This window comes from Chromobacterium sp. Ag138 (genome assembly GCF_055181315.1).
In genome coordinates this window covers 1,936,874-1,961,806 of sequence record NZ_JBUPWA010000001.1, presented here as the reverse complement: position 1 = coordinate 1,961,806, position 24,933 = coordinate 1,936,874, and the positions used below count along the sequence as shown (strand labels likewise).

The window sequence follows — 24,933 nt, the reverse complement described above, 5'->3', positions numbered from 1 at the left end:
AGCGCCTGATGGCAAAACTGAGTCTGAAGAATATCGCCAAGCGCTATCCCGGCGCCGAGCGCCGGGTACTGGAAGAGATTTCGGCGGAGATCGCCGACGGCGAGTTCGTGGTCATCGTCGGCCCGTCCGGCTGCGGCAAATCCACGCTGCTGCGGATGGTGGCCGGGCTGGAGAGCACCGAGGACGGCGAGATCCGCATCGGCGAGCGCCTGGTCAACCAGTTGGAGCCCAAGGACCGCGACATCGCGATGGTGTTCCAGAACTACGCGCTGTATCCGCACATGACGGTGGCGGAGAACATGGGCTACGCGCTCAAGCTCAAGGGCCTGAAGAAGGTTGAGATCATGGAGCGGGTGCTGAAAGTGGCCGCGGTGCTGGAGCTGGAGCAGCTGTTGCAGCGCAAGCCGCGCGAGCTGTCCGGCGGCCAGCGCCAGCGGGTGGCGATGGGCCGTGCCATCGTGCGCGAGCCGGCGGTGTTCCTGTTCGACGAGCCGCTGTCCAACCTGGACGCCAAGCTGCGCGGCCAGATGCGGCTGGAAATCCAGCGCCTGCACCGCCGGCTGGCCACCACCAGCCTGTATGTCACCCACGATCAGGTGGAGGCGATGACGCTGGCCGACCGCGTGATCGTGCTGAACAAAGGCCATATCGAGCAGATCGGCGCGCCGGACGAAATCTACGACCGGCCGGCCACCGCCTTCGTCGCCGCCTTCATGGGCTCGCCGGGGATGAATCTGTTTGACGCGCAGGCGGACGAGCGCGGCGAGCGGCTATTGCTCGGCGACGGCGTGTCGCTGGCGCTGCCGGCGGCCAATCCGGCGCTGGCGGGGCGCAGGCTGAAGGCCGGCATCCGCCCCGAGCATCTGCGCGCGGCGGGCGAGGGCGGCGAGACGCTCAGCCTGCGGGTGGACAGCCTGGAGATGCTGGGCGCCGACAATTATGTCTACGGCCTGCTGGCCGGGCAGAACGTGGTGGCGCGGCTGGCGCATGGCCATCGGCCCGAGCCGGGCAGCCGGCTGGAAGTGGCGGTGCGTGCCGAGTCGCTGCACCTGTTCGACGCGGAAACACAGAGGAGAATCGAGCATGCCGCAGCATCGCAAGCAAGCCTGGCCGTATCCTGAGGTCGTCGCCCACCGCGGCGGCGGCACGCTGGCGCCGGAAAACACCGTCGCCGGCTTCCGCGAGGGCATCCGCTACGGCTACCGCGCCGCCGAGTGCGACGTGAAGCTGTCGGCCGACAATGTCTGCTTCCTGCTGCACGACGACACCGTGGACCGCACCAGCAACGGCAAGGGCGCAGCAAAAGCCAAGACCATGGCCGAGTTGTCCCTGCTGGACGCTGGCGGCTGGAAAGGCGCGGCCTTCGCCGGCGAGGCATTGCCGACGCTGGCCAATGTGGCGGCCTGCTGCCTGGCGCAGGACATGCTGCTGAATATCGAGATCAAGCCCTGCCCGGGGCGCTTCGAGGAAACCGGCCGGCTGGTGGCGCAAGAAGCCGCGCGGCTGTGGGCCGGCGCGTCGGCCCCGCCCTTGCTCTCTTCGTTCGAGATCGACGCGCTGCGCGCGGCCCAGGCCGCCGAGCCGGCGCTGCCGCGCGCCTTCCTGTGCGAGGAGATTCCGGCCGACTGGCGCGCCATCCTGGCCGAGCTGGACTGCGTGGCGCTGCACTGCGACCACCAGGCCCTGACCGAGCAGCTGGCGCGCGACATCAAGGCCGCCGGCTACCAGCTGTTGTGCTACACGGTCAACGATCCGGCCGACGCCCGCCGCTTGCTGGGCTGGGGCGTGGACAGCCTGTGCACCGACAGGCTGGACCTGTTGCCGGCGCGCGGCTAGCGCTCACTGCGCCCAGCGCTGGAATATGGGCTGCAGCGCGCCGCTCTGCTGCAGCCGTTTCAGCGCCGCCTCGAACTGCCGCGCGCGCGGATCGCCCTTGGCGAAGGCCACGTAGCGCGGCATCTCCACCAACGGCCTGGGCAGCACCTTCACCAGGCCGGCGGCCCTTTGCTCCTGGATGAAGTACATCAGCTGCACCTTGTCGCCGATGATGACATCCACCCGGCCGGCCAGCAGCATCGCCACCAGCTGGCGCGGCGAGCCGGCGTGGTCGTCGCGGGTGAGCGGGGCCTTGTCGAATTCGGTGTCGTAGCTGTAGCCGCGCACCTGGCCGATCACATAGGGCTTGAGATCGGCCAGGCCGCGCCAATCCGTCAGCGGGTTGCGCTTCATGACGACGAACACCGTCTGGCCCTTGCGCAGCGGGCCGACCAGATCGTATTGCGCGCGGCGTTCCGCGGTGCCGGTGAACACAAAGCCGGCGTCGGCCTCTTTCAGCACCAGTTGCTGTTTCACCCGTTCCCAAGGCAGCAGGCTGATGCGAAAGGGTTGGCCGGTTTCGCGCATCACCGCGCTGACCAGCTCCACGTCCAGCCCTTGGGGCTCCATATCGTCGGACAGATAGCTGTATGGCTCGAAATTGGCGTCAGCCGCCAGCCGCCAGGGCCGCTTGTCGGCGGCCAGTGCGGCCGCGGCGGCCAAGAGCAGCGCGCACCAGAGCAGGGATTTCATCCGCGTCTCGATTCCTGTGTCGGCGGGCCATCCGGATGGCCGGATTCGGACCGAATGCTTCAGCTTAGCATTTGGATATGGCGATCAAGCGTTTCCCGGAAGACATTTCCCAAACGGTCTGTTTGCAATTCGTTTACTTATTTTTGATTGTCAGCATGGGAACTTTATTGCTAGATTTTTGCGCATTCCCGCCCGCCCAGGGCGGAATGATGCGGCTGACATCCCTGCCAGTGTGACTTTCCCCCCACTCGAGCCATTCCGCGCGCGGCCCTCCGCCGGCCTGCCTGTCCTTCCATTTTGTTAGGCGCAGCATGAAACGGGGGGCCTGCGGCCGCTCGCAATGATTCCACCCGGCGTCAGACCGGGAGACTGTCCCGCGGCTTCGCGCCGGGGACGCCGATACGCTCAGGACAACAAGGAAAACCATGGAGTTGCTTCATTCTTTGATCAATGCCGTCAACGACGTGCTGTGGGGCAAGGTGCTGATCGCCCTGCTGTTGGCCGTGGGCCTGTATTTCTCGCTGCGTTCCGGCCTGCTGCAACTGAGGCTGTTCTCGCGCGGCTGGCGCGAAATGATGGGCGGCCGCGGCGGCCATGTCAGCAAGAATGACATCTCGCCGTTCCAGGCCTTCGCCACCGGGCTGGCCAGCCGGGTGGGCACCGGCAATATCGCCGGCGTCGCCATCGCCATCGCCGCCGGCGGACCCGGCGCGGTGTTCTGGATGTGGCTGACCGCCTTGCTCGGCATGTCCAGCGCCTTCGTCGAGTCGACGCTGGCCCAGCTGTTCAAGACCAGCCATCACGACGACACCTTCCGCGGCGGCCCCGCCTACTACATCCAGAAAGGCCTGGGCCTGCGCTGGCTGGGCGTGTTGTTCGCGCTGTGCCTGATCCTGGCCTTCGGCCTGGTGTTCAACGCGGTGCAGGCCAACTCCATCGTCGCGGCGACGGAAGGCGCCTGGGGCTGGAACCGCTACGCGGTGGGCGTGGGCCTGGTGCTGCTGACCGCGCCGGTGATCTTCGGCGGTGTGCGCTCGGTGGCGCGGGTGGCGGAATGGCTGGTGCCGGTGATGGCGCTGATCTATCTGCTGATGGCTTTCTATGTGCTGGCCATCCACGCGGCTGAGTTGCCCGGCCTGGTGGTCTTGATCGTCAAGAGCGCGCTGGGCCTGGAGCAGGCCGCCGGCGGCGTGGCCGGCTACGCGGTCAGCCAGGCGATGATGCTGGGCATCAAGCGCGGCCTGTTCTCCAACGAGGCCGGCATGGGCTCGGCGCCGAATGCCGCCGCGACCGCCACTTCCAAGCATCCGGCCAGCCAGGGCGCGATCCAGATGTTCGGCGTCTTCATCGACACCATGGTGGTGTGCACCGCCACCGCGGCCATCATCCTGCTGTCCGGCGTGCACGACCAGGGCCTGAGCGGCGTGGCGCTGACACAGAAGGCCGTCGAGTCGCAGTTCGGCCCGATAGGCGTGTCCTTCCTGGCGGTGGCGATGTTCCTGTTCGCGTTTTCGTCCATCCTGGGCAATTACGCCTACGCCGAGGGCAACGTGGAGTTCATCCGCAACAACAAGCGCGCCTTGCTGGGCTTCCGCCTGGTGGTGCTGGCCATGGTGCTGTTCGGCGCGCTGGCCAGCCTGCCGCTGGTGTGGGACATGGCCGACCTGGCGATGGGTCTGATGGCGCTGATCAATCTGGTGGCCATCGTGCTGCTGTCCCGCTATTTCTTCACCGTGCTGGGCGATTACCAGCGCCAGTTGAAAGCCGGCGTCGCCGCGCCGGTGTTCAAGGCGGACCAGTATCCGGAACTGGCCGGCAAGGTGGAAAAGGGCATCTGGTAAGCCCGCCGGCGCGATCCGCGCTTGCCATGGCCAAGCCCGCCGTTTCCGGCGGGCTTTTGCGTTTGGGGCCGTTTGACCGTCCACGAGCGGACGCTAGGGCTGATCGCCCAGCAGGTAGCGCTGGCTCATCGCCTTGAAATGGTCGCCGCCCGATTTTTCCAGCAGCTCGAACAGCACCATCTCGCGGCTGACGATGACCGCGCCGGCCGCGCGCATCCGCGCCGTCGCCAGCTCGATGTCGGCGGGCTTGCGGCTGGAGATCGCGTCGGCGACGACGAAGACCCGCTTGCCGGCGGCCAGCAGCTGCAGCACGGTCTGCAGCACGCAGACATGGGCCTCCATGCCGCAGACGATGATTTGCTTCTTTTCCATCAGCGCCGGCGGCAGGCAGGCGGCCGCCACGCAGGAGAAATGCAGCTTGTCGACCGTCTCCGCGTCGGGCGCGGCCTCCCGCAGCGCGGCCAGGGTGCCGCCCAGGCCACGCGGGTATTGCTCGGAAAACACGATGGGCAGGCCGTGGTCGCGCGCCACGCCTATCAGCCAGCGGCTGCGCGCCAGCAGCCCTTCCGCATCATGCACCGCCGGCAACAGCTTGTCCTGGATGTCCACCACCAAGAGGCCGGCTTCCTGTTTTTGCATCAGCATGTTCCGCTCCTGTCGATTCGAGGCTACAGCTTAACGCCAAAGCGAAGCGGAGGGGCCGGGGCGGCGCGGAAATATGCTTATGTGTTGTCGGATTGGCCAGCCTGCCAGCGGCTCGCCATCTCGCCGACCAGCTGGCGGCCGGGATTGCCCGCCCGGAGCCATTCTTCGGGCGGGAACAGATCGAACAGGCCCACCTTGAACAGCGTCGGCACCGCCAGCTCCAGCTGGCGCTCCACTTCGCCGCGCTCGCCCTGGTTGTAGGCGGCAATGTTGACCAGCATCGCCGCGATGGTGCCGGTTTGCACCGTGCTGCCGTCGCGCAGCTTCACCGCCGGCAGCGTCTCGCCGTCGGCGATGACTTTGCGGTTAATCGCGGACAGGGCTTCGGTGTGTTGTACATGCTTCATGGCTGACTCCTTGCGTGGAATGAGCGCCCAGTATCGCGCTGGCGGGATTGGCCTGCTTTCCATATAGTGCCAACAAATATCCATAAAGGGCCAATATGGAGCGAGCCATTCTGCCGGGACTGACGGCGGCGGCGCTGCGGCGCTGCGCCGGCGACCATACCGCGCGCCATGCCCACGCCGAGGGGCAACTGGCTTGGGCCAGCGAAGGCGCGCTGGAGCTGGAGGCGGATGGCCGGCGTATCCTGCTCCCCGGCGGCTGCGTCGGCTGGATTCCGCCGGGCATGCCGCATGGCGCGCATTATCATGGCGAGTTGCGCGGCTGGAGCCTGCAATTGGACGCCGCCCTGCTGCCGGCCTTGCCGCCGGTCTTGCGCGTATGGCGCGCCTCGCCGCTGCTGCAGGGCGTGTTCCTGCGACTGGGCGCCTGGCCGGAACAGGCCGGCGCGGACGCCGCCCGGCGGCTGATCGGCGTGCTGGCGGACGAGCTGGCCTGGGCCGAGCCCTATCCCGCCAGCCTGGCCTGGCCGCGCCATCCGGCGCTGCGCAAGCTGGCGGAGGCATTGCTGCGCGAGCCGGCGCTGGATTGGGACCTGGCGCGCTGGGCCGGCCATGTCGGCATGTCGCGGCGCAGCCTGATCCGCCATTTCCGCGCCGAAACCGGCATGGGCGTCGCCGAGTGGCGCGAGCGGCTGCGCATGCTGCGGGCCAGGGCGCTGCTAGCCGAGGGGCGGTCGGTCAGTTACTGCGCGGCGGAGCTGGGCTATGCCGGCAGCAGCGCCTTCATCGTCGCCTTCCGCCGCTGTTTCGGCGAGACGCCGGGGCATTTCTTGTCTGCATAAAAATTATATTGCAATGCACAAAAGTTATTTGGCATGATGGTTTGCCGGACCTGGCGGCGATCCCGCCTGTGTCCATCAACTTAGTGCCATGCCCGCCATGGCTCCCAGGAGACCATCATGTCCCAGTCCTACCTGATCCGTTCGGTCGAGCCGTCCGACGCCGCCGCCATCCACCGCATCAAGACCGCGCCGGGCGTTTATCCCGATACTTTGCAGTTGCCGCACCAGCCCCTGTCCGTCACCGAGAAGCAGCTGAACGAGCAGCCGGCCAACATCCATCATCTGGTGGCCTGTGCCGATGGCGAGGTGGTGGGCTCGGCCGGACTGATCGTCAACGAGGGCATGCGGGTGCGCCACAGCGCCGACCTGTTCCTGGTCGTGCGCGACGATTGGCAGGGCAAGGGCGTCGGCGGGGCCTTGATGCGCGCCGTCGTCGATCTGGCCGACAACTGGCTGGGCCTGATCCGCATCGAGCTGAAGGTGATTCACGACAATGCCCGCGCCATCGCCCTGTACGAGAAATTCGGCTTCGAGTACGAGGGCCGGCTGCGCCAGGAGCAATTGCGCGCCGGCAAGCTGGAGGATGTGCTGGTGATGGGCCGCCTGCGCTGGCCGGGGAGGGCTGAAGCATGAGCGACTATCGAATCCGCCATGCGGAACCGTCCGACGCCGAGGCCTTGAACGCGATGTTCAGCGACCCGGCGGTGTTCGGCGCCATGCTGGGCCTGCCCTGGCCGGCCTTGAGCAAGCGGCGCGAGTGGCTGCAAAAGCACGAGCGCCGCAGGATCGTGCTGGTGGCGGTCGACCGCGACGACCGGGCGCGAGGCTGGGCGGCGTTGATCCCATCCGCGCGCGAGCGTCTGCTGCGCGCGGCGGAGCTGGGCATCGGCGTCGACGCCGGCCTGCATGGCCAGGGCATAGGCTCGCTGCTGATGGCGGCGGCGCTGGAGCAGGCCGACGACTGGCTGGGCCTGCGCCGCGTCGAGCTGACGGTGTTCGCCGACAATGCCCGCGCCCAGCGTCTGTACCGCAAGTTCGGCTTCGTCGAGGAAGCCAGGATGCGGGCCTATGCGCTGCGCGACGGCGCCTACCATGACGTGCTGGCGATGGCGCGGCTGCGGGAGGGCGCATGAGCGAATTCAGAATCCGCCACCTGGAGCCGGGCGACGCGGCCGATCTGCGCGAGCTGGCCGCCGACGCCTCGGTATACGGCAACACTTTGCAGCTGCCTTATCCGTCCTCATCCAGAATGGCCGCCAGGGTGGAGCATTTGCTGGCGCCGGGGCGCTATCAACTGGTCTGCGAGGCAGCGGAGGGCAAGGTGGTCGGCAGCGCCGGATTGTGGCGCTTCGACGATGAGCGCCTGTCGCACATCGCCGGCCTTGGCATCAACGTCCATCTCGGCTGGCAGGGGCGCGGCGTCGGCAAGCTGCTGATGGCGGCCTTGCTGGACCTGGCCGACAACTGGATAGGCTTCGAGCGGATCGAATTGACGGTCTACCCCGACAACCTGGCGGCGCAGGCGCTGTACCGCCGCTTCGGCTTTGTCGAGGAGGGGCGGTTGCGCGCGCACTCCTTCCGCAACGGCGCTTATCACGATGCCTTGCTGATGGGCCGTTTGCGCGGCGACCGAGCCTGAGATGAAATAAAAAACGCCGTGGACCTTCTGGTCCGCGGCGCTTTTTTCTTGTCGGCAGGCGGTGATTACTTCTGCGCCGGAGCCTGTTGCTGCACTTGCTGGGATTGGCCTTGCAGTTGGGCGTCCATGCGGTCGCGCATGGACTTCATGTTGTCGTAGCCTTCGCCGGCGATGGCGGCGCCGGACAGCAGGATCAGGGACAGGGCGGCGATGGCGGTTTGCTTCAGCATGGTGGTTTCCTTTCAGTGTGTGGATTGCCAGCTTTCGCTTATGCATCAAAAATATTGATGTCTTATTTCGAGTATCGCTGGCTTCTTGTTACGGAGACCATTCTATTGCCGACGCTTCCGCGATAAAATCGGAAAGAACCGAACAATAAATTCAAAAAATTTGAATTAGGTGTGGCGATGAAACTGACTCTGGAAGCGATTCAGGTGCTGGATGCGATCGAACAGCACGGCAGCTTCGCCGCGGCGGCCGAGGCGCTGTTCAAAGTGCCGTCGGCCTTGACCTATACCGTGCAGAAGCTGGAACAGGGCCTGGGCGTGGCCATCTACGATCGCAGCGGCCACCGCGCGCGGCTGACGCCGGCCGGCGAGCGGCTGCTGAAGGACGGCCGCCACCTGCTGGACGCGGCGCGCCAGCTGGAACTCAGGGTCAGCAAGCAGGCGCAGGGCTGGGAGGATAGGCTGCGCATCGTGGTCGGCGACCTGGTCGGCTTCGAGCAACTGTTGCCGACCATCGCCGATTTCGACCGGCTGCAGTCGGATACCCGGCTGCATTTCATCCGCGAAAGCTTCGGCGGCATCTGGGATGCATTGTACGACGACCGCGCCGACCTGGTGATAGGCGCGCCCAACCAGCCGCCGCCGGGGGATTACTTCACCCGCGACATCGGCGATTACGATTTCGTGCTGGTGGCAGCGGCCGGCCATCCGCTGGCCGCCGAACCGGAGCCGGTGCCGCCGCACGCGCTGCGGCGCTATCGGGCAGTGGCGGTGGGCGATACCTCGCGCCGCCTGCCGGCGAGGACCGGCGGGCTGCTGGAAGGACAGCAGGTGCTGACCGTGCACAGCAGCCAGGCCAAATTGAAGGCCATCGTCGCAGGCCTCGGCACCGGCCACCTGCCGCGTTCGCATGTGCGGGCGCATCTGGACAGCGGCGAGCTGGTGGAGAAGGCGGAGGAGGAGAGCGGCAGTTTTCCGCCGATGTGCTTCGCCTGGAAGCAGGAACAGCCGGGACGGGCGATGCAGTGGTTCATCCAGCGGCTGGAGCTGGCGGTGGCGCAGGGAGAGCTTTATATCTGACAACGCCGCCGCCGGGACGGCGGCGGCGGGACCAGGGTTCAACCGTTGGACGGGATGGAGTTGTTCTGCGGAATCATCGGCGCAGGCTGTCCGTGCAGCTGGGCGTCCATCCTGCCGCGCATCGCCCACATCACGGACAGGCCGTCTCCGGCCATGACGGAGCCGGAAAGCGTCAAAAGCGCGAGAGCGGTGACAACTAGGGTTTTCAACATGGCTTTCTTCCTTGTTCTTGGCTGGGAATCAGGCCGCGTCAAGCCGCTGTGGGCTGGCGATGCTGTTGCAGGGCAGCAGTTTGGCTACGGTCTACCGCGCCGCGGCATCGTGTCGCGGCGCTGATTTGCAGTGTAGACCTTGTCAGGCACGTTGACGTGCGCCCAGTTGTAAAAGATTTTTAAATCCAATAGTTTATGTTGACGTGTTCAGATGGCGCTAGATGTCCTGCCCCTCGACGATGCCGTCGTGGCTGGCCGCCTGGCGCGGCAAAATCAGGTTCAGCAGGATGGCCAGCAAGGAACACAGGCCGACGCCGGACAGCGCGAAATCGCCCAGCTTCAGCGTCAGGCCGCCGATGCCGGCAGTCAGCACCACCGAGATGATCACCAGATTGCGCGGCTCCATCAGGTCGACCTTGGCTTCGATCAGCGTCTTCAGACCGATGGAGGCGATGGTGCCGAACAGCAGCACCATGATGCCGCCCATCACCGGCATCGGGATGGATTGCAGCAGCGCGTTGAACTTGCCGAAGAAGGCCATGAAGATGGCGAACACCGCCGCCCAGGTCATGGTCACCGGGTTGAAGTTGCGGGTGATCATCACCGCGCCGGTCACTTCGGCGTAGGTGGTCACCGGCGGGCCGCCGATCAGGCCGGCCACGCACACGCCCAGGCCGTCGCCGGCCAGCGTGCGGTGCAGGCCGGGCGTCTTGGTGTAGTCCTTGCCGGTGACGCCGCCGATGGCCATCACGCCGCCGATGTGCTCGATGGCCGGGGCGATGGCCACCGGCAGCATGAAGGCCGCGGCCGCCCAGTTGACTTCCGGACTGTGGAACGTCGGGTAGGCAAGCCACGGCGCGGCGGCCAGCTTGGCGAAGTCCACCGCGCCGAGGAAGGCGGCGGCGATGTAGCCGACGACGACGCCGGCCAGGATGGGCACCAGCTTGAACATGCCGCGGGCGTAGATGGACACCACGATGGTGGTGGCCAGCGAGATGGCGGCCAGCAGCAGCGAGGTTTCGTACGGCAGCACCTGCTTGCCGCCGGCCTGGCCCATCGCCATGCCGGAGGCCGCGGTGGCGACCGACAGGCCGATGATCATGATCACCGGGCCGATCACCACCGGCGGCAGCAGCTTGTTGACCAGCGCCATGCCGCGCCAGCGCACGACGGCGGCGAACACGAAGTACATGAAGCCGGCGGCGAACAGGCCGAACATGGTCGCGCCCGGGCCCCAGGTGTGCATCGAGTAGATGATGGGGCCGATGAAGGCGAAGGAGGAACCGAGGAAAATCGGCACCTGGCGGGAGGTAGCGGCCTGGAACAGCAGGGTGCCCAGGCCGGCACCCAGCAGCGCCATCGCCGGATTCAGGCCGGTGAGCAGCGGCACCAGCACCAGCGCGCCGAAGGCGACGAACAGGATCTGGGCGCCGGACACCGCCAGCTTGAGTTGTTGAAGCATCATTCTTCCTTGCTTAATTGTCGTTTTGTAATCTTGAAACGCTCAGACTGCGCAATACATCACCGCCTGCGCCAGCACATTGTCCGCCTCGGCCGCCACGCTGCTGTGGCGGCGGAAGTCCAGCACCATCCGCTGCACCGCTTGATAGCATTCGTAGTTGGGCTTGGCCTGGTAATGGATGTCCACGCCCAGCCGCGCCGCCACTTTCTTCACCGTTGTCGGCTTGATGCAGACGTGGCGCTGCGGATCGAAGCAGGCCAGGAAACAGCTGACGATCGGCCATTTGGCCGCGTTGGCCTTGGGATCCATCCGCGCCATCGCCAGCGTGTCCGCATAGGCGGCGAAACTGTCCGGCCCGAAATCATGCAGCACGTCGCGCAAGGCCTGCACGAAGGGCAGGTTCAGGTCGCGGTTGTCCATGTAGTTGCGAAAGGCGATCTTCTCGAAGGTGCTGACGGTGGTGGCCAGCGAGATGATCTGGCGGCAGGCGTGGGTGGCGTCGGCCAGCTTGCCGCTGGCCAGCGCCGCGTCCAGCTTGCCGCGGGTCAGCTCGCGCTGGCACAGCGCCTCGGCTTTGGCGTAGCTTTTGTGCCTGCGCGCCAGCGTCTGCCAGTCCGGGTCCTGAAAGCCGCCGGGGAAGCGGGCGAGGAAGTCTGCGTCTATCGCGGCGTAGCGGTCATCCATGGCGTTCATCCTTGCTGGCTTGCAAAAAAGCCGCCGGCTGCGGAAGCAACGGGCGGCTGATTGGGCGCATGGCGATCAGGTCTGCTTGGTGCCGAAGATCTTGTCGCCGGCGTCGCCGAGGCCGGGAATGATGTAGCCGTGCTCGTTCAGGTGGCTGTCCAGCGAGGCGGCGTAGAGCTGCACGTCCGGGTGGGCGTCGTTGACGATCTTCACGCCTTCCGGCGCGGCCACCATCACCACGGCCTTGATGGTTTTGCAGCCGTTGCGCTTCAGGAGGTCGATGGTGGCGACCAGCGAGCCGCCGGTGGCCAGCATCGGGTCGATGATGATGGCGATGCGCTCGTCCAGGTTGCCGACGAATTTTTCAAAGTAGGATACCGGCTCCAGCGTTTCTTCGTTGCGGGCCAGGCCCACCACGCTGATCTTGGCCGAGGGCACCAGGTCGAGCACGCCGTCCAGCATGCCGATGCCGGCGCGCAGGATGGGCACCACGGTGACTTTCTTGCCCTTGATCTGCTTGACGTCGATCTTACCGCACCAGCCGTCGATGGTGACGGCTTCCAGCTCGAAATCGCGGGTGGCTTCGTAGGCGAGCAGGCGGGCCAGCTCCTGGGTCAGCTGACGGAACTTCATGGTGCTGGTGTCGGCTTCGCGCAAGAGTCCCAGCTTGTGCTGTACCAGCGGATGATCAACGATGGTGATGTTCAATTTCGGCTCCCTACCTTGGCAAAAAGCTGCTTGCCGGGGGGCAAACAGCTTTCAATACATATGACAGCGGCAGCCGCAAGGCTGCCGTGGATGGTATGGGGCATCATTCTAACGCGGATGGCCTCCAAAACGCAAAAACCGGCCGGAGCCGGGTTGCTGGAAAAGCTTACAGGTCTTTGAGCAGATCCTGCAGTTCGCCGTTCTGGAACATTTCGTACATGATGTCCGAACCGCCGACGAATTCGCCCTTCACGTACAGCTGGGGGATGGTCGGCCAGTTGGAGAAATCCTTGACGCCCTGGCGGATGTCGGGATCGCGCAGCACGTCCACGGTCAGGAAGTTTTCCACGCCACAGGCCTTCAGAATCTGCACCGCGCGCGAGGAAAAGCCGCACTGCGGGAACTGGGCGGAACCCTTCATGAACAGCACCACCGAGTTGTCGGCGACGGTTTGCTGGATATCTTGTTGAATCGACATGTCTTGAATCCTTGCTGTTGGCCGGCGCTATTTCCGCCGGAAATACCCGATCATTTCAATAAGTTATTTTACGTGCGGGCGGCAGGCTGGTCAATTTGGCCGGCCCCGGCCTGCCACTGCGGCAGGAACAGCCGCACCTGGCCCTCGTACAGCGCGCGCCGGGTCACCAGCCGCGACACCGACGCCGCCGCCAGCGCGGTGGCCATCAGCGGGATGATCATGCCGGAGGTGTCGGTCATCTCCATCACGATGACGAAGCCGGTCATCGGCGCCCGCGTCATGCCGGCGAAGAAGCCCACCATGCCCAGCAGCACCACCATGGTTTGCGGCAGGAAAGGCATCAGCTGCGACATATTGAGGCCGAAACCGGCGCCGACGGCCAGCGACGGCGCGAACATGCCGCCGGGCACCGCGCTGATGTGGCTGACGAACATGCTGATCAGCTTCAAGACGCCGTAGTCCTGCAGCGCCGCGCCGTGGCCTTCGATGATGTCGCGGGCGCGGAAGTAGCCGGTGCCGAAGGTGCTGCCGTGGCTGACGATGCCGATCACCGCCAGCGCCAGGCCGCAGCCGGCGGCGAAGCGCACCGGATAGCGGATGCGCCAGCCGTGCAGCGGGCCGGGCAGCCGTTGCGACAGCGCCAGCAGCACGCGGCAGGCGAGGCCGCCGATCAGGCCGCCGACGACGCCGCAGACGGGAATGGCCAGCCAGGCCTGCTTGCTGTCCATCGCCACGTGGACGATGCCGAAGTAGTTGTAGTTGCCGTTGATGGCGAAAGTGGTGAGGCCGGCGACGATCACCGACAACAGGATGGTGGAGCTGGCGCGCATGTCGAAAGTGCGGCCCATTTCCTCGATGGCGAACACGATGCCGGCCAGCGGCGCGTTGAAGGCCGCGGCCACGCCGGCGGCGGCGCCGGCCAGGATGAAGCTGCGCGCGGCGCCGTCGTGGCGCTGCGCGGCCTTGCGGTTGAGAGAGTACTTGATCGCCGCGCCCACCTGGACGATGGGGCCTTCATAGCCGAAGGTGGCGCCGGAGCTGATGCCGATCAGCGTCAGCAGCACCTTGCCGAAGGCGGCTTTCAGCGTGAAGCAGTATTCGCGCAGCTTGTGCATGCGGGGCTCCAGCGCCGCGATGGACTGCGGAATGCCGCCGCCGGCAGAGCTGGGGAAGAAGCGATGCATGATCCAGATCGCCAGCGCCAGGCCGGCCGGGGTGATCAGCAGGCTCCAAAAGGGCGACGCGTCGTAGGCCTTGAAGAACAGGTCGTGCGACCAGTGGCTGCCCTGGGCGAAGACGTAAGCCACCAGGCCGATCAGGATGGCCGCGATCCAGACCGGAACCTGGCGCCGCCATTGCGCGGCGGACAGGTAGAGATAGCGCAGGCGGCGGTTGACGCGCTGGCGCCTGGAACGGCGGGGTAGGTGATCCTGCATCGGGTGGATGGCTCCTGGGCGGCACGGCGTGCCGATTTTTAAATCATTTTTGTCTAATATACTCCGAACCTGCCTCGAATACGAGCGCGGCCCGCTTGCGCTTGGCAAGCGGGCCGCTGCTTACTGCCTTGTTTCGCTTAGGCCGGGCTGCGTTCCAGCACCGCGGCGAAGAAGCCGTCGGTGTTATGCAGATGCGGTTTCAGCTCCAGGTAGTCGCCGCATTGCAGCGGGATCTTCTGCTCGGCCAGCACTTCGTCCACCTTCACCAGCCTGAAGTCGGCATGCTCGGCCAGGAAGGCTTCGACGATGGCCTGGTTCTCCTGCGGCAGCAGGCTGCAGGTGGCGTAGACCAGGCGGCCGCCGCTCTTCACCAGCCGCGCGGCGGAGGCGAGGATGGACGCCTGCTTGGCGTTCAGCTCGGCCACGCTGTCCGGGCTCTGGCGGAATTTCAGGTCCGGGTTGCGGCGCAGGGTGCCGAGGCCGGAGCAGGGCGCGTCCACCAGCACGCGGTCGGCCTTGCCGGCCAGGCGCTTCACCTTGGCGTCGTTCTCGTGAGCCAGCAGCTGCGGGTGCACGTTGGACAGGCCGGAGCGGGCCTGGCGCGGCTTGAAGTTGGCCAGACGCTTCTCGGAAACATCAAACGCGTACAGGCGGCCGCTGGATGACATCTGCGCGCCCAAAAGCAGCGTCTTGCCGCCGGCGCCGGCGCAGAAGTCCACCACCATTTCGCCGCGGCGGGCGCCGGTGATCAGGCCCAGCAACTGGCTGCCCTCGTCCTGCACCTCGAAAGCGCCGGACTTGAACAGCTCGTGCCTGGACAGCGCGGGCTTGTCTTTCAGACGGATGCCCAGCGGCGAGTACGGCGTGGCTTCGCAGGCGATGCCGTCGGCGTTCAGGCGGTCCAGCAGCTCTTCGCGCTTCATCTTCAGGGTGTTGACGCGCAGGTCCAGCGGCGCCATCGACATCAGGCCCTGGCCCAGCGCTTCCACCGCAGCCGGCTCCTGTTCGCCCAGGCGCTCGATCACCCATTGCGGCAGCTCTGCGCGGATCTCCAGGCTGTCTTCCAGCGTCTTGCCCTTGACCGTGCCCAGCCATTCGCGCTCGCCGGCGCTGGTGGCCTCGGACAGTTCCTTGACGTTCAGCTTGTTGAACTTCATCAGCGCCACCAGCGCCAGGCGGCGCGGCGTGGCCTTTTCCGGCGCGATCAGCGCGCGCAGCTGGATCAGGCGGCGCAGCGCGCCGAACGCGGTTTCGGCGATCAGGTGGCGGTCGGCGCTGCCCAGCTTGTTGTGTTCGCGGAAATAGGCGGACAGCACGGCGTCGGCAGGACGGTCGAAGCGGGTCATCTGGCCGATGACGGTTTCCAGGTGTTTCAGTTGGCTATGGCTAATGTGCATTTTTGTTCCGTATCGTCGGTTGCGGCGGCAGTTCCCACTGCCGCTTGCCGTTCACATCCACGCGGATCGCTTTCAGTTCGATCCGCTTGTCCTTGTCGGCGCGGATGATGCGCACCGGCAAGTTGGCGAAATCCGGGGCCAGCCAAAATTCGGTGAAGTCTCCGTCGCCCTGGGCGCGGAACACGATCACGCGCATCTTGCCGGCGCCGGTGTCATAGTCGAAGGCGCCGTTCGGCGCCATCGGGTATTCGTATACCTTCTTGGCGGTGGTGATCTGTATCGGCGCATGGCCCAGATCGCCCCCCTTCAACGCTAGCTGGAAAGCCAGGCTGAACGCGTCCTGCGCGCCGGGCTTCAGCGGCAGCTGCTTGTCTTCGCTGCTGCCGTAGCGCAACAGTCCGGCGCCGTAGTCGAAGCGCGCCGACTCTTTCAGGTCGCCGCCGCGGAACGACTGCATGCTGTCCGGCCGCAGCCCGGACTTGCCTATCGTCCCTAGTGCAAGATAGCGCAGCTTGGGGCCGATGAAAGGGCTGACCGTGATGTCCAGCTGGTAATGGCCCTGGCTTCGCTGCCAGTCCAGGTCGCCGAAGCCGAGCATCGCGTTGTTCCAGTAGCCCTGGTAGCGGATCTTGGCGGCGGCGGGGAATTGCCGCAACGGCGCGTCCGGGTGGATAAGGCCGGCCTTGTCCGCGCCGTTCTCGCGCGGCGCGCTCTCCGCGGCCGGCGCGCTGGACGGCTGTTCCGCCGCTGCTTGCCGCGAGGCTTCCGCCGCGGGTTCGGAACTGGCTTGGGGCGCCGAGGCGGTTTTGGCCGCCGGGGCCGAGGCTGCCGTTTTGGCTTGCTCCGCCGGCTTCGAGGCTTCGCGCTTGCGGGCCGGCTTGGGCTTGGGTTTCGGTTTTGGCTTCGCCGTCTCAGCCGGCTGCAGGCTGACGCCGGCCGCCGCCGGATCGCGCGGCGGCGGCGTCTCGTCCAGCCGCATCGCCTGCATCTTGACGTCTATCTTCTCGAGCTTGGGCTCGTCCGCCGGCGGCGCGCTGATCGCGGGCAGCAAGTCGGAGCCGAGCAACGCGAGGTGCAGCAGCAGAGACAGGACAAGAGCGATCAGCAGCAGACGGCGACGGGTCATTTAGGCCTTGCTTGAGGGTACGGGCGACAGCAGGCTGGCGGCGGCCCCCGGGCCGCTGGCCACCTTGCCGTCCACGACGGCGATCTCGCCGGCGGCGAAGCGGCGCACCGCTTCCGGGTACAGCTGGTGTTCCAGTTTCAGCACGCGCGCGGCCAGGCTGTCCGGCGTGTCGCCGTCCAGCACGCTGACCGCGCCCTGGGCGACGATGGGGCCGTGGTCCAGCTCGGCGGTGACGAAGTGTACCGTGCATCCGGCCAGTTTGCAGCCCATTTCCAATGCCCGCTCATGGGTATGCAGGCCGGGGAAGGCCGGCAGCAGCGACGGGTGGATGTTCAGCATCCGGCCTTCGTAGCGGCGGGTGAAGCCTTCGGTCAGGATGCGCATGAAGCCGGCCAGCACCACCAGATCCGGCGCATGGGCGTCGATGGCCTCGGCCAGCGCGGCGTCGAAGGCCTCGCGGCTGGGGTAGGCCTTGTGGTCCAGCGCCGCCGTGGCGATGCCGCGCTCGGCCGCCCAGGCCAGGCCGGCCGCGTCCGGGCGGTTGGCGATCACCGCCGCGACGCGGGCGCCTGGAATGCCGGCGTCGACTATGGCCTGCATATTGGAGCCGCGGCCGGAAATCAGGATGACGATGTTTTTCATGGCTCTTGTCCGGAATGGCTTGCCATTCCTGTTCGTTGCGATTGCGCTGGCTTGGTTCCATCCGCCCGGCGATAAACGACAAGCGCCGCCGGCAGAGCCAGCGGCGCGCGGTGTGGCGGCGGGTTTCGCCTCAGCCGATCTGGGTCTGGTGCTCGTCGCCCACGCGCTCGCGCACCTGGCCGATGCGGTAGACGGTTTCGCCGGCTTCGCGCAGCAGCGCCATCGCCTGCTCGGCGTGTTCCGGCGCCACCACCACCACCATGCCGATGCCGCAGTTGAAGGTGCGGTACATCTCCTGGATGTCCACATTGCCTTCGCGCTGCAGCCACTGGAACAGCTTGGGCAGCTGCCAGCTGGCGGCGTCGATCTGGGCGACGGTGTTGTCCGGCAGCACGCGCGGCGTGTTCTCGGTGATGCCGCCGCCGGTGATGTGGGCCATGCCCTTGACCGGCAGCGTCTCCATCAGCTTCAGCAGCGGCTTCACGTAGATGCGGGTCGGGGCGATCACCGCGTCGCGCAGCGTCTTGTCGCCGTCGAATGGCGCGTCCAGGTCCGGCTGCGCGCGGTCGATGATCTTGCGCACCAGGCTGTAGCCGTTGGAGTGCACGCCGTTGGAGGCCAGGCCCAGCACAACGTCGCCGGCGGCGATGTTGCGGCCGCTGATCACCTTGCTCTTTTCCACCACGCCGACGGCGAAGCCGGCCAGGTCGTATTCGCCGGCCGGGTACATGCCCGGCATCTCGGCGGTTTCGCCGCCGGTCAGCGCGCAGCCGGCCTGTTCGCAGCCGGCGGCGACGCCCTTGATCACCTCGGTGGCCTGGGCCACGTCCAGCTTGCCGCAGGCGAAGTAGTCGAGGAAGAACAGCGGCTCGGCGCCCTGCACCAGGATGTCGTTGACGCTCATCGCCACCAGATCGATGCCGACGGTGTCATGGCGGTTCCAGTCGAAAGCCAGCTTGAGCTTGGTGCCCACGCCGTCGGTGCCGGAAACCAGCACCGGCTCCTTGTACTTCTTGGAGATTTCCACCAGTGCGCCGAAACCGCCGATGCCGCCGAGGACTTCCGGGCGCATGGTGCGCTTGGCAAAAGGCTTGATGTTTTCGACCAGCGCGTCGCCGGCGTCGATGTCTACGCCGGCATCACGGTAACTGAGGGACGTGGTGTTCAAGATGATCTCGCTTTCTGCAAACTTGAAATATTTTTACATCAAGCTTTCGCCGGTGCGAAAGCACTGTATTTTAACTGAAAATCGGCAAAAAGGCTGATGCGGCGGACAGGCTTTTTCCTTTGCGGCCTCGATTTGCCGATGTCATCAATCTTGTCCGGGAAAATGGCGGTTCCAACGGCGGGCCGTATCGTCGTAAAATCGTATTCATTGATGTCAGCACGCAACGCAGCACCGCAAACTTTGGACCAGCTCGTACTCGATCTCACGCCCACGCCGCTGCCGGCCTTCGACAACTTCCTGGCCGAGCGCAACCGTGAAGTGATCACCGCACTGACCGCCACCGAAGGCGAACGCTTCATATATCTGTGGGGCGAGCCCGGTTGCGGCAAAACCCATCTGCTGCAGGCCTGGATCGCCCACGCCGAGCGGCTGGGCCGCGCCGCCATCTATCTGGACGGCAAGGGCGACCACTTGCCGGACTTCGCGCGCGAAGCCAGCTTCATCGCGGTGGACCACGTCGACGACCTGGCGCCGGACGACCAGATCATGCTGTTCTCCTTCTACAACTCCTTGAAGGAGGGCGGGGAGGGGCGGCTCTTGATGGCCGGGCGCAAGCCGCCGGTGGCGCTGTCGGTGCGCGACGATCTGCGCACCCGCCTGGGCTGGGGCCTGGTGCTGGAGGTGAAAGCCTTGTCCGACGACGACAAGCTAGCCGCCTTGCGCAGCCACGCCGCCAACCGCCAGCTGTCGATACCCGACGACGTCTACCGCTACCTGCTCACCCACTGGAGGCGCGACCTGACCAGCCTGATCTCGATGATAGACATGCTGGATCGCTATTCGCTGGCGCTGAGGCGCCCGATCACCGTGCCGCTGGTGAAAAACGTTTTGCAAACCGCCACCCCGGAATCATGACGACAGCCACCCCCGCCAAACGCAGGCTCGCCCTGTTCGACCTCGACCACACTCTGATCGCCGGCGACTCCGATTTCGAATGGCCGCGCTTCCTGATCAAGCGCGGCATTCTGGACGCCGCCCAGTACGACGAGCGCAACAGCTATTTCTACCGCCAGTACCAGAACGGCACGCTGGACATGAACGAGTACCTGGCGTTCATCCTGGCGCCGCTGACGCGCTTTTCGCGCCATCAGCTGGATGAGCTGCACGCCGATTACCTGGAAAACCACATCAAGCCGCTGATCCCCAACAAGGCGCGCGAGCGCCTGGCCGCCCACCGCGCCGAGGGCGACCAGATCGTCATCATCACCGCGACCAACCGCTTCATCACCGGGCCGATCGCCCGCGAGCTGGGCGTCGAGCACCTGATCGCGATCGAGCTGGAGCAGGACGATGACGGCAACTACACCGGCCGCCCGACCGGCGTATTGAGCTTCAAGGAAGGCAAGATCACCCGCATCGAGCAGTGGCTGGCGGAGCGCGGCGAGAGCTGGGACAGCTATGCCGAGAGTTTCTTCTACAGCGACTCGCACAACGACCTGCCGCTGATGAAGCTGGTGGACAATCCGGTGGCGGTGGATGCCGACGACAAGCTGCGGGCTTACGCCGAGGAGCATGGCTGGCCGGTGATTTCTTTAAGAGACTGACCGCGTCGGACAAGACGCCCGATGCCGCGTGGCTTCAGGCGTCTTGTCAGTCGCGTATCTCGAGTTTTAACAGCCTGCCGCCTTCGTGGCAGGCTGTTTTCCTATCGGCAGAAAGGAACGCATGATGGACGCCCTGCAGGATTTTCTGCGCCGCGCCGAGGCGGTGCTGTCCCGGCTGGAACCGATGCTGCCGCCGCCGCGGCGCGAGCCGGATTGGAGCGCGCAAGCCTTCCGCTGGCACCGCCAGGGGCTGGCCGGCTGGCTGGAAGCGGTGCATGAGCCGCATTCGGTGGAGATGGGCCGGCTGGCCAGCGTGGACGCCCAGCGCGAGCAGCTGCTGGCCAATACCCGCCAGTTCATCGAAGGCCTGCCGGCCAACAATGTGCTGCTGACCGGCGCGCGCGGAACCGGCAAGTCGTCGCTGGTGAAGGCGCTGCTGCCCGAGTTCGGCCGCGACGGCCTGCGCCTGATCGAGATCGACCGCGAGCATCTGGCCGACCTGCCGCAACTGGTGGAGCTGCTGGCCGGGCGGCGGGAGCGTTTCATCCTGTTTTGCGACGACCTGTCGTTCGAGAACGGCGACGCCGGCTACAAGGCGCTGAAGAGCGCGCTGGACGGCGGCCTCTCGCGCCGCTGCGACAATCTGCTGGTGTACGCGACATCCAACCGCCGCCACTTGCTGCCGGAGCAGATGAGCGAGAACCGCGAGGGCTGGATGCATGACGGCGAGATCCACCCCGGCGAGGCGGTGGAGGAGAAGGTGTCGCTGTCCGACCGTTTCGGCCTGTGGCTGTCGTTCTACCCGTTCGACCAGGATGCCTACCTGGCGGCGGTCAAGGCATGGCTGGGCCATTTCGGCCTGAAATGCGGCGACAAGGCCGAACGCGCGGCGCTGCAATGGAGCTTGTCGCGCGGCAGCCGCTCCGGCCGGGTGGCCTGGCAGTTCGCCTGCCATTGGGCCGGCAGCCAGAAGCTGGCCAAGCAGGCCGGCAGGAAATGACCCGGGCGGCATGCGCCCATACACAGATTGAAGACATGACGAGCGACAAAATCATAGAGGTGGTGGCCGGCGCGCTGATGCGGCCGGACGGCAGTTTCATGCTGGGCAGCCGCCCCGAGGGCAAGCCTTACGCCGGTTACTGGGAGTTTCCCGGCGGCAAGGTGGAGCCGGGCGAAACGCCGCTGGAGGCATTGAAGCGCGAGTTTCACGAGGAAATGGGCATCATCGTCACCGCCGCGACGCCGTGGCTGACCAAGATCCACCATTACGAGCACGCCTCGGTCCACCTGCGCTTTTTCCGCATCTGGGACTGGCAGGGCGAGCCGCAGCCGCGCGAGGCGCAGTCCTTCGCCTGGCAGCGGCCGGGCCGCTACACGGTGGGGCCGATGTTGCCTGCCAACGGGCCGATATTGAAATCGCTGGAGCTGCCGGCCTGCTATGCGATCACCTGCGCCGCCGAGATCGGCGTCGAGGCGCAGCTGGCGCGGCTGGCCGAGCGCGAATGGGGCATGGTGCAGGTGCGCGAGCATCAGATGGGGCGCGAGCAACTGGCCGATTTCGTCGCCCGCGCCGCCGCCATCGTCCGTCCGCGCGGCGGCAAGCTGGTGGTCAACGCCGATCCGGCCTGGCTCGCCGGCTGGCCGGTGGACGGCGTGCATCTGACCGGCGCGCGCCTGGCCGCGCTGACGGAGCGGCCGGCGTTCGACTGGGTAGGCGCGTCGATACACGGCGCGGACGAGTTGGCGCGCGCCGGCGAGCTGGGGCTCGACTACGCGCTGTTGAGCCCGGTGGCGCCCACCGTCACGCATCCCGGCGCGGCGCTGCTGGGCTGGGACGGTTTCGCCGCCTGCCTGGCCGACGGGGTGCCGCTGCCGGTGTACGCCCTGGGCGGCATGAGCGTCGAGGATCTGGATCTGGCCCGCCTGCGCGGCGCCCACGGCGTGGCGCTGATGCGGGGGGCGTGGCGATGACGGCCAAGCAGCGCAAGCTGCTGATCCTGGGCGCGGCTTTGCTGGCCTTCGGCGCCGTAAAATTCGGCCTGATCTACTATTGGTATCTGCATAACAGGCAGCCGGCCGCGCCGGCGGCGCGGACCTTGTCATGCGACATCGAGCGCGGCGCCTGCGCGCTGCCGGGCGGCGGCGCGCTGCGTTTTTCCGCCCGGCCGTCCCACGGCCAGCCCTTCGAGATCCGGCTGGACGGGGTGGCGGCGGAGGCGGCGGAGGCGGCGCCGACCGCCGACTTCACGATGCCGGACATGGACATGGGCTTCAACCGCTATACCTTCGTTCGCGACGGCGAGGGATGGAAGGCCAGGGCGATCCTGCCGATGTGCGTCAGCGGCAGCCGCGACTGGCAGGTGGAGGTGAAGGCGGGCCAGGCGGCGTATCTGCTGCCGTTCCGCGTGCGCTGAAGGAGTTGGCCGGTCCAATGAAAAAAGCTCCCTTTCGGGAGCTTTTTCGCGCCTGGGGCGGTTTACTTGGCGGCGGAGGCTGCCTTGTGTTTTTGATGCGCGGCGCCGGAGGCGTGTTTCTTGTGCGCTTTTTTCTTGTGGTGCTTCTTGTGCTCGGCCTTGTGTTCCATTTTCTTCTCGGCGGCCGGGGCGGAAGCGGCCGGCGCGGCGAAGGCGGAAGTGGCGAAAGCGGCAGCGATCAGAGCGGTCAGCAGTTTTTTCATGGTATTCACCTTCCAGGAAGTCGCTTATTGGTATTGGAAAGCCAAGCTATGGCGCCGGGCGGGAGCCCGGCCTTGCTATGAGCCGCGCCGGCTGGCGAAGTTCATCCCATTATGCTGACGGATGCGTAATTTATTGTAAATGGCATATGGGCCAGTCGGTCAGCCCAGCCAGTAGCTCAGCGCCACGCCGGCGAACACCGCCGCGCCGACGCGGTTGTTGTCGAGAAAGGCTTTGAAGCACTTGGCGCGGTCGCGGTCCTTGATCTCGCGGTATTGCTGCGCGATCAGGCCGACGGCGGCGGCGAGGCCCAGGTAGTAGGGCCAGGCCAGCTCCAGGTGGACGCCGATGCCGCACATCAGGGCCAGGAAGGCGGCGTGGCACAGCATCACGCCCGCGACGTCGTAGTCGCCCATGGTGATGGCCGAGGTCTTGATGCCGATCTTCAGGTCGTCCGGCTTGTCGGCGATGGCGTAGGCGGTGTCGTAGGCCACCACCCAGAACAGATTGGCCAGCAGCAGCAGCCAGGCGAGCAGCGGCACCTCGCCGGTTTCGGCGGCGAAGCCCATCGGGATGCCGAAGGAGAACGCCACGCCCAGATAGGCCTGCGGCATCGGGAAGAAGCGCTTGGTGAACGGATAGCTGGCCGCGATCAGCACCGCCGGCACGCTCAGGAGCTTGGTCAGATCGTTCAGCGGCAGCACCAGCAGGAAAGACAGGATGGCCAGCAGGGCGGCCAGCAGCAGCGCCTCCTTCTTGCTGACCGCGCCGCGGGCGAACGGGCGCTGGCTGGTGCGCGCGACGTGGGCGTCGTAGTCGCGGTCGGCGTAATCGTTGATCACGCAGCCGGCCGAGCGCATCAGGAAAGTGCCCAGGCAGAAGATGGCGATGATGGACAGGTGGGGCGCGCCATGGGTGGCGATCCACAGCGCCCACAGCGTCGGCCACAGCAGCAGCAGGGTGCCGATAGGCTTGTCCCAGCGCATCAGCTGCCGGTAGTTTTCGTAGCGGTCGCGGACGGCGGCGATCGAGATCACAGGAAATCCTCCAAGGCGGGCAGGAACAGCTCGGTCAGCAGCAACGGCGAGCCGCCCAGCAGGAATCGGCAGCGGCGAGCCGGATAGCCGGCCGCCGGCTGGACCCGGCCGGCGGCGGCGGCCAGCGGATGGCCGTCGGCCAGCCGCGCGTAGCGCAGCGGCTCGCGGACGAGCTCGGGCAGTTCGCCGAACAGCGTCAGGCCCAGGGAGCGGCTGCCGCGCCGCAGCACCGGCAGCCAGGCCGGGCAGTCGGGACGGGCGGCGCTGCGGGCGAACACCACCGGCGAGCCATCCAGGGTCAGCAGCACGTGGCGGGCGTATACCGGCTCGCCTTCTGCCAGATCCAGCGCTTCGGCCTCGTCGGCCTGGACGCGGTCCTCGCCCTGGCTCAGCACGGCCACCGCGAAGCGGCGGCCGCCGGCCTGCAGCCGCAGGCTCAGCGAGGCGGGCTCGGTCAGGCAGTCCAGAAGGGAGTCGGACAGGGCGGGGGGCGCGGCGCGCCACAGGGCATCGTTTACCATGGCGCGCATTATGCCAAAAGCCGCGGGGGCTTGTCGCCTGCGGCGGTACCCGGCGCGCAGACTTGCCGTTATCATGCTGGCAGCGCGTTGGACGGGAGGGCATATGCTGGATCTGCTGTTGTGGCTGCTGGGCTACCAGCTGGCCGGAGAGGCGCTGGTGCGCTGGATGGGCTGGCCGATGCCGGGCCCGGTGATGGGCTTGCTGCTGCTGTTCGCCACATTGTGGCTGCGCCGCTCGGCGCCGGAGACCTTGCAGCGCGAGACGCCGCGTTTCCTTGGCCACATGTCGCTGCTGTTCATCCCGGCCGGCGGCGCGCTGCTGGCCTACGCGCCGATGCTGCGCGCGCACGGCTGGCAGCTGGCGCTGATCATGCTGGCGTCCTCGCTGGCCACGCTGTTGGCCACCGGGCTGGTCCTGAAACTGCTGCTGCGCGGGAGGCGGCATTGACGGCGGCCTGGCTGGATTCGCCGCTGACCGGCGTGTTCGTCACCTTGCTGGCCTACCGGCTGGGGGGGGGGGGGGGGGGCCCCCGCCCC

General features: G+C 66.5%; 32 protein-coding genes. 14 read left to right on the top strand and 18 right to left on the bottom strand.

Annotated features, from left to right (window positions below; genetic code table 11):
- Positions 1–8: 8 nt before the first annotated feature.
- Positions 9–1,121, top strand: coding sequence for a sn-glycerol-3-phosphate import ATP-binding protein UgpC (locus ACY3GB_RS08940; RefSeq protein WP_463088424.1), 1,113 nt, complete (start codon positions 9–11; stop codon positions 1,119–1,121).
- The gene (gene ugpQ / locus ACY3GB_RS08935) at positions 1,084–1,836 is read left to right on the top strand and encodes a glycerophosphodiester phosphodiesterase (protein WP_463088423.1); all 753 of its coding nucleotides are present in this window, start codon (positions 1,084–1,086) and stop codon (positions 1,834–1,836) included. The genes ACY3GB_RS08940 and ugpQ overlap by 38 nt, the downstream gene beginning before the upstream one ends.
- 3 nt (positions 1,837–1,839) lie before the next feature.
- Here ugpQ and ACY3GB_RS08930 read toward each other — a convergent pair whose 3' ends face one another.
- The gene (locus tag ACY3GB_RS08930) at positions 1,840–2,568 is read right to left on the bottom strand and encodes a substrate-binding periplasmic protein (protein ID WP_463088422.1); all 729 of its coding nucleotides are present in this window, start codon (positions 2,566–2,568) and stop codon (positions 1,840–1,842) included.
- 425 nt (positions 2,569–2,993) lie between these two features.
- On the opposite strand from ACY3GB_RS08930, the gene ACY3GB_RS08925 reads away from it, so the two are divergent.
- Positions 2,994–4,409 (top strand): alanine/glycine:cation symporter family protein, encoded by a 1,416-nt coding sequence (locus ACY3GB_RS08925; protein WP_463088421.1) that lies wholly within the window; start codon positions 2,994–2,996, stop codon positions 4,407–4,409.
- Between the two features lie 93 nt (positions 4,410–4,502).
- Here the strand turns inward: ACY3GB_RS08925 and ACY3GB_RS08920 are convergent, their stop codons facing one another.
- Both ACY3GB_RS08920 and ACY3GB_RS08915 read right to left on the bottom strand, forming a co-directional pair.
- Positions 4,503–5,054 carry a hydrolase gene (locus ACY3GB_RS08920; RefSeq protein ID WP_463088420.1) on the bottom strand — a complete coding sequence of 184 codons (552 nt, stop codon included), beginning with the start codon at positions 5,052–5,054 and terminating at the stop codon, positions 4,503–4,505.
- A gap of 77 nt (positions 5,055–5,131) precedes the next feature.
- A complete protein-coding gene (locus tag ACY3GB_RS08915) occupies positions 5,132–5,461 on the bottom strand; it encodes a DUF7709 family protein (protein WP_463088419.1) in 330 nt (109 codons plus the stop codon).
- A 95-nt stretch (positions 5,462–5,556) separates the two neighbouring features.
- Between ACY3GB_RS08915 and ACY3GB_RS08910 the strand changes: the two genes are divergently transcribed.
- The 4 genes from ACY3GB_RS08910 (at position 5,557) to ACY3GB_RS08895 (ending at position 7,939) form a co-directional block, all read left to right on the top strand.
- Complete coding sequence (locus ACY3GB_RS08910) at positions 5,557–6,300, top strand: helix-turn-helix transcriptional regulator (protein WP_463088418.1); 744 nt, start codon at positions 5,557–5,559, stop codon at positions 6,298–6,300.
- A gap of 117 nt (positions 6,301–6,417) precedes the next feature.
- Positions 6,418–6,933, top strand: a complete 516-nt coding sequence (locus ACY3GB_RS08905; RefSeq protein WP_463088417.1) for a GNAT family N-acetyltransferase — start codon at positions 6,418–6,420, stop codon at positions 6,931–6,933.
- Complete coding sequence (locus tag ACY3GB_RS08900) at positions 6,930–7,433, top strand: GNAT family N-acetyltransferase (protein WP_463088416.1); 504 nt, start codon at positions 6,930–6,932, stop codon at positions 7,431–7,433. The genes ACY3GB_RS08905 and ACY3GB_RS08900 overlap by 4 nt, the downstream gene beginning before the upstream one ends.
- Positions 7,430–7,939, top strand: a complete 510-nt coding sequence (locus ACY3GB_RS08895) for a GNAT family N-acetyltransferase (protein ID WP_463088415.1) — start codon at positions 7,430–7,432, stop codon at positions 7,937–7,939. The genes ACY3GB_RS08900 and ACY3GB_RS08895 overlap by 4 nt, the downstream gene beginning before the upstream one ends.
- Positions 7,940–8,004: 65 nt before the next feature.
- On the opposite strand, the gene ACY3GB_RS08890 is transcribed toward ACY3GB_RS08895, so the two are convergent.
- Positions 8,005–8,169 carry a hypothetical protein gene (locus ACY3GB_RS08890; RefSeq protein ID WP_463088414.1) on the bottom strand — a complete coding sequence of 55 codons (165 nt, stop codon included), beginning with the start codon at positions 8,167–8,169 and terminating at the stop codon, positions 8,005–8,007.
- Between the two features lie 177 nt (positions 8,170–8,346).
- Between ACY3GB_RS08890 and ACY3GB_RS08885 the strand changes: the two genes are divergently transcribed.
- Complete coding sequence (locus ACY3GB_RS08885; protein WP_463088413.1) at positions 8,347–9,246, top strand: LysR family transcriptional regulator; 900 nt, start codon at positions 8,347–8,349, stop codon at positions 9,244–9,246.
- 38 nt (positions 9,247–9,284) lie between these two features.
- Here the strand turns inward: ACY3GB_RS08885 and ACY3GB_RS08880 are convergent, their stop codons facing one another.
- From ACY3GB_RS08880 to ACY3GB_RS08830, 11 genes are all read right to left on the bottom strand, one after another.
- A complete protein-coding gene (locus tag ACY3GB_RS08880) occupies positions 9,285–9,458 on the bottom strand; it encodes a hypothetical protein (protein ID WP_221663587.1) in 174 nt (57 codons plus the stop codon).
- 217 nt (positions 9,459–9,675) lie between these two features.
- Entirely contained in the window at positions 9,676–10,920 is a 1,245-nt protein-coding gene (locus tag ACY3GB_RS08875) for a uracil-xanthine permease family protein (protein ID WP_463090931.1), read from the bottom strand.
- A gap of 42 nt (positions 10,921–10,962) precedes the next feature.
- Positions 10,963–11,604, bottom strand: a complete 642-nt coding sequence (locus tag ACY3GB_RS08870) for a hypothetical protein (RefSeq protein ID WP_463088412.1) — start codon at positions 11,602–11,604, stop codon at positions 10,963–10,965.
- Positions 11,605–11,679: 75 nt separating this feature from the next.
- Positions 11,680–12,312, bottom strand: coding sequence for a uracil phosphoribosyltransferase (gene upp, locus ACY3GB_RS08865; protein ID WP_463088411.1), 633 nt, complete (start codon positions 12,310–12,312; stop codon positions 11,680–11,682).
- A 166-nt stretch (positions 12,313–12,478) separates the two neighbouring features.
- A complete protein-coding gene (grxD, locus tag ACY3GB_RS08860) occupies positions 12,479–12,790 on the bottom strand; it encodes a Grx4 family monothiol glutaredoxin (protein WP_046157362.1) in 312 nt (103 codons plus the stop codon).
- 68 nt (positions 12,791–12,858) lie between these two features.
- Positions 12,859–14,226: a chloride channel protein gene (locus ACY3GB_RS08855; RefSeq protein WP_463088410.1), complete on the bottom strand. Its 1,368-nt coding sequence runs from the start codon at positions 14,224–14,226 to the stop codon at positions 12,859–12,861.
- Positions 14,227–14,363: 137 nt separating this feature from the next.
- Entirely contained in the window at positions 14,364–15,617 is a 1,254-nt protein-coding gene (locus ACY3GB_RS08850; protein WP_463090930.1) for an RsmB/NOP family class I SAM-dependent RNA methyltransferase, read from the bottom strand.
- On the bottom strand, positions 15,613–16,749 hold the full coding sequence (locus ACY3GB_RS08845; RefSeq protein ID WP_463088409.1) for a DUF3108 domain-containing protein: 1,137 nt from the start codon (positions 16,747–16,749) through the stop codon (positions 15,613–15,615). Before ACY3GB_RS08845 ends, ACY3GB_RS08850 begins: the two co-directional genes overlap by 5 nt.
- Positions 16,750–17,391: a phosphoribosylglycinamide formyltransferase gene (gene purN, locus ACY3GB_RS08840; protein ID WP_463088408.1), complete on the bottom strand. Its 642-nt coding sequence runs from the start codon at positions 17,389–17,391 to the stop codon at positions 16,750–16,752.
- 130 nt (positions 17,392–17,521) lie between these two features.
- Positions 17,522–18,559, bottom strand: a complete 1,038-nt coding sequence (purM, locus tag ACY3GB_RS08835) for a phosphoribosylformylglycinamidine cyclo-ligase (protein ID WP_463088407.1) — start codon at positions 18,557–18,559, stop codon at positions 17,522–17,524.
- 38 nt (positions 18,560–18,597) lie between these two features.
- Positions 18,598–18,783, bottom strand: coding sequence for a hypothetical protein (locus tag ACY3GB_RS08830; RefSeq protein ID WP_463088406.1), 186 nt, complete (start codon positions 18,781–18,783; stop codon positions 18,598–18,600).
- 16 nt (positions 18,784–18,799) lie between these two features.
- Between ACY3GB_RS08830 and hda the strand changes: the two genes are divergently transcribed.
- From hda to ACY3GB_RS08805, 5 genes are all read left to right on the top strand, one after another.
- Positions 18,800–19,474: a DnaA regulatory inactivator Hda gene (gene hda / locus ACY3GB_RS08825; RefSeq protein ID WP_011137161.1), complete on the top strand. Its 675-nt coding sequence runs from the start codon at positions 18,800–18,802 to the stop codon at positions 19,472–19,474.
- The gene (locus tag ACY3GB_RS08820) at positions 19,471–20,163 is read left to right on the top strand and encodes a histidinol-phosphatase (RefSeq protein ID WP_463088405.1); all 693 of its coding nucleotides are present in this window, start codon (positions 19,471–19,473) and stop codon (positions 20,161–20,163) included. The genes hda and ACY3GB_RS08820 overlap by 4 nt, the downstream gene beginning before the upstream one ends.
- A gap of 124 nt (positions 20,164–20,287) precedes the next feature.
- Positions 20,288–21,163, top strand: a complete 876-nt coding sequence (locus ACY3GB_RS08815; protein ID WP_463090929.1) for an ATP-binding protein — start codon at positions 20,288–20,290, stop codon at positions 21,161–21,163.
- Between the two features lie 35 nt (positions 21,164–21,198).
- The gene (locus ACY3GB_RS08810; protein ID WP_463088404.1) at positions 21,199–22,134 is read left to right on the top strand and encodes a Nudix family hydrolase; all 936 of its coding nucleotides are present in this window, start codon (positions 21,199–21,201) and stop codon (positions 22,132–22,134) included.
- Entirely contained in the window at positions 22,131–22,577 is a 447-nt protein-coding gene (locus tag ACY3GB_RS08805) for a hypothetical protein (protein WP_463088403.1), read from the top strand. Before ACY3GB_RS08810 ends, ACY3GB_RS08805 begins: the two co-directional genes overlap by 4 nt.
- Positions 22,578–22,639: 62 nt before the next feature.
- Here ACY3GB_RS08805 and ACY3GB_RS08800 read toward each other — a convergent pair whose 3' ends face one another.
- From ACY3GB_RS08800 to ACY3GB_RS08790, 3 genes are all read right to left on the bottom strand, one after another.
- Positions 22,640–22,840 (bottom strand): hypothetical protein, encoded by a 201-nt coding sequence (locus ACY3GB_RS08800; protein ID WP_021476637.1) that lies wholly within the window; start codon positions 22,838–22,840, stop codon positions 22,640–22,642.
- A 159-nt stretch (positions 22,841–22,999) separates the two neighbouring features.
- Positions 23,000–23,875 (bottom strand): 4-hydroxybenzoate octaprenyltransferase, encoded by an 876-nt coding sequence (gene ubiA / locus ACY3GB_RS08795; RefSeq protein ID WP_463088402.1) that lies wholly within the window; start codon positions 23,873–23,875, stop codon positions 23,000–23,002.
- Complete coding sequence (locus ACY3GB_RS08790; protein WP_463088401.1) at positions 23,872–24,405, bottom strand: chorismate--pyruvate lyase family protein; 534 nt, start codon at positions 24,403–24,405, stop codon at positions 23,872–23,874. The genes ubiA and ACY3GB_RS08790 overlap by 4 nt, the downstream gene beginning before the upstream one ends.
- A 94-nt stretch (positions 24,406–24,499) precedes the next feature.
- Between ACY3GB_RS08790 and ACY3GB_RS08785 the strand changes: the two genes are divergently transcribed.
- Positions 24,500–24,844: a CidA/LrgA family protein gene (locus tag ACY3GB_RS08785; protein WP_463088400.1), complete on the top strand. Its 345-nt coding sequence runs from the start codon at positions 24,500–24,502 to the stop codon at positions 24,842–24,844.
- The last annotated feature ends 89 nt before the right edge of the window (positions 24,845–24,933 follow it).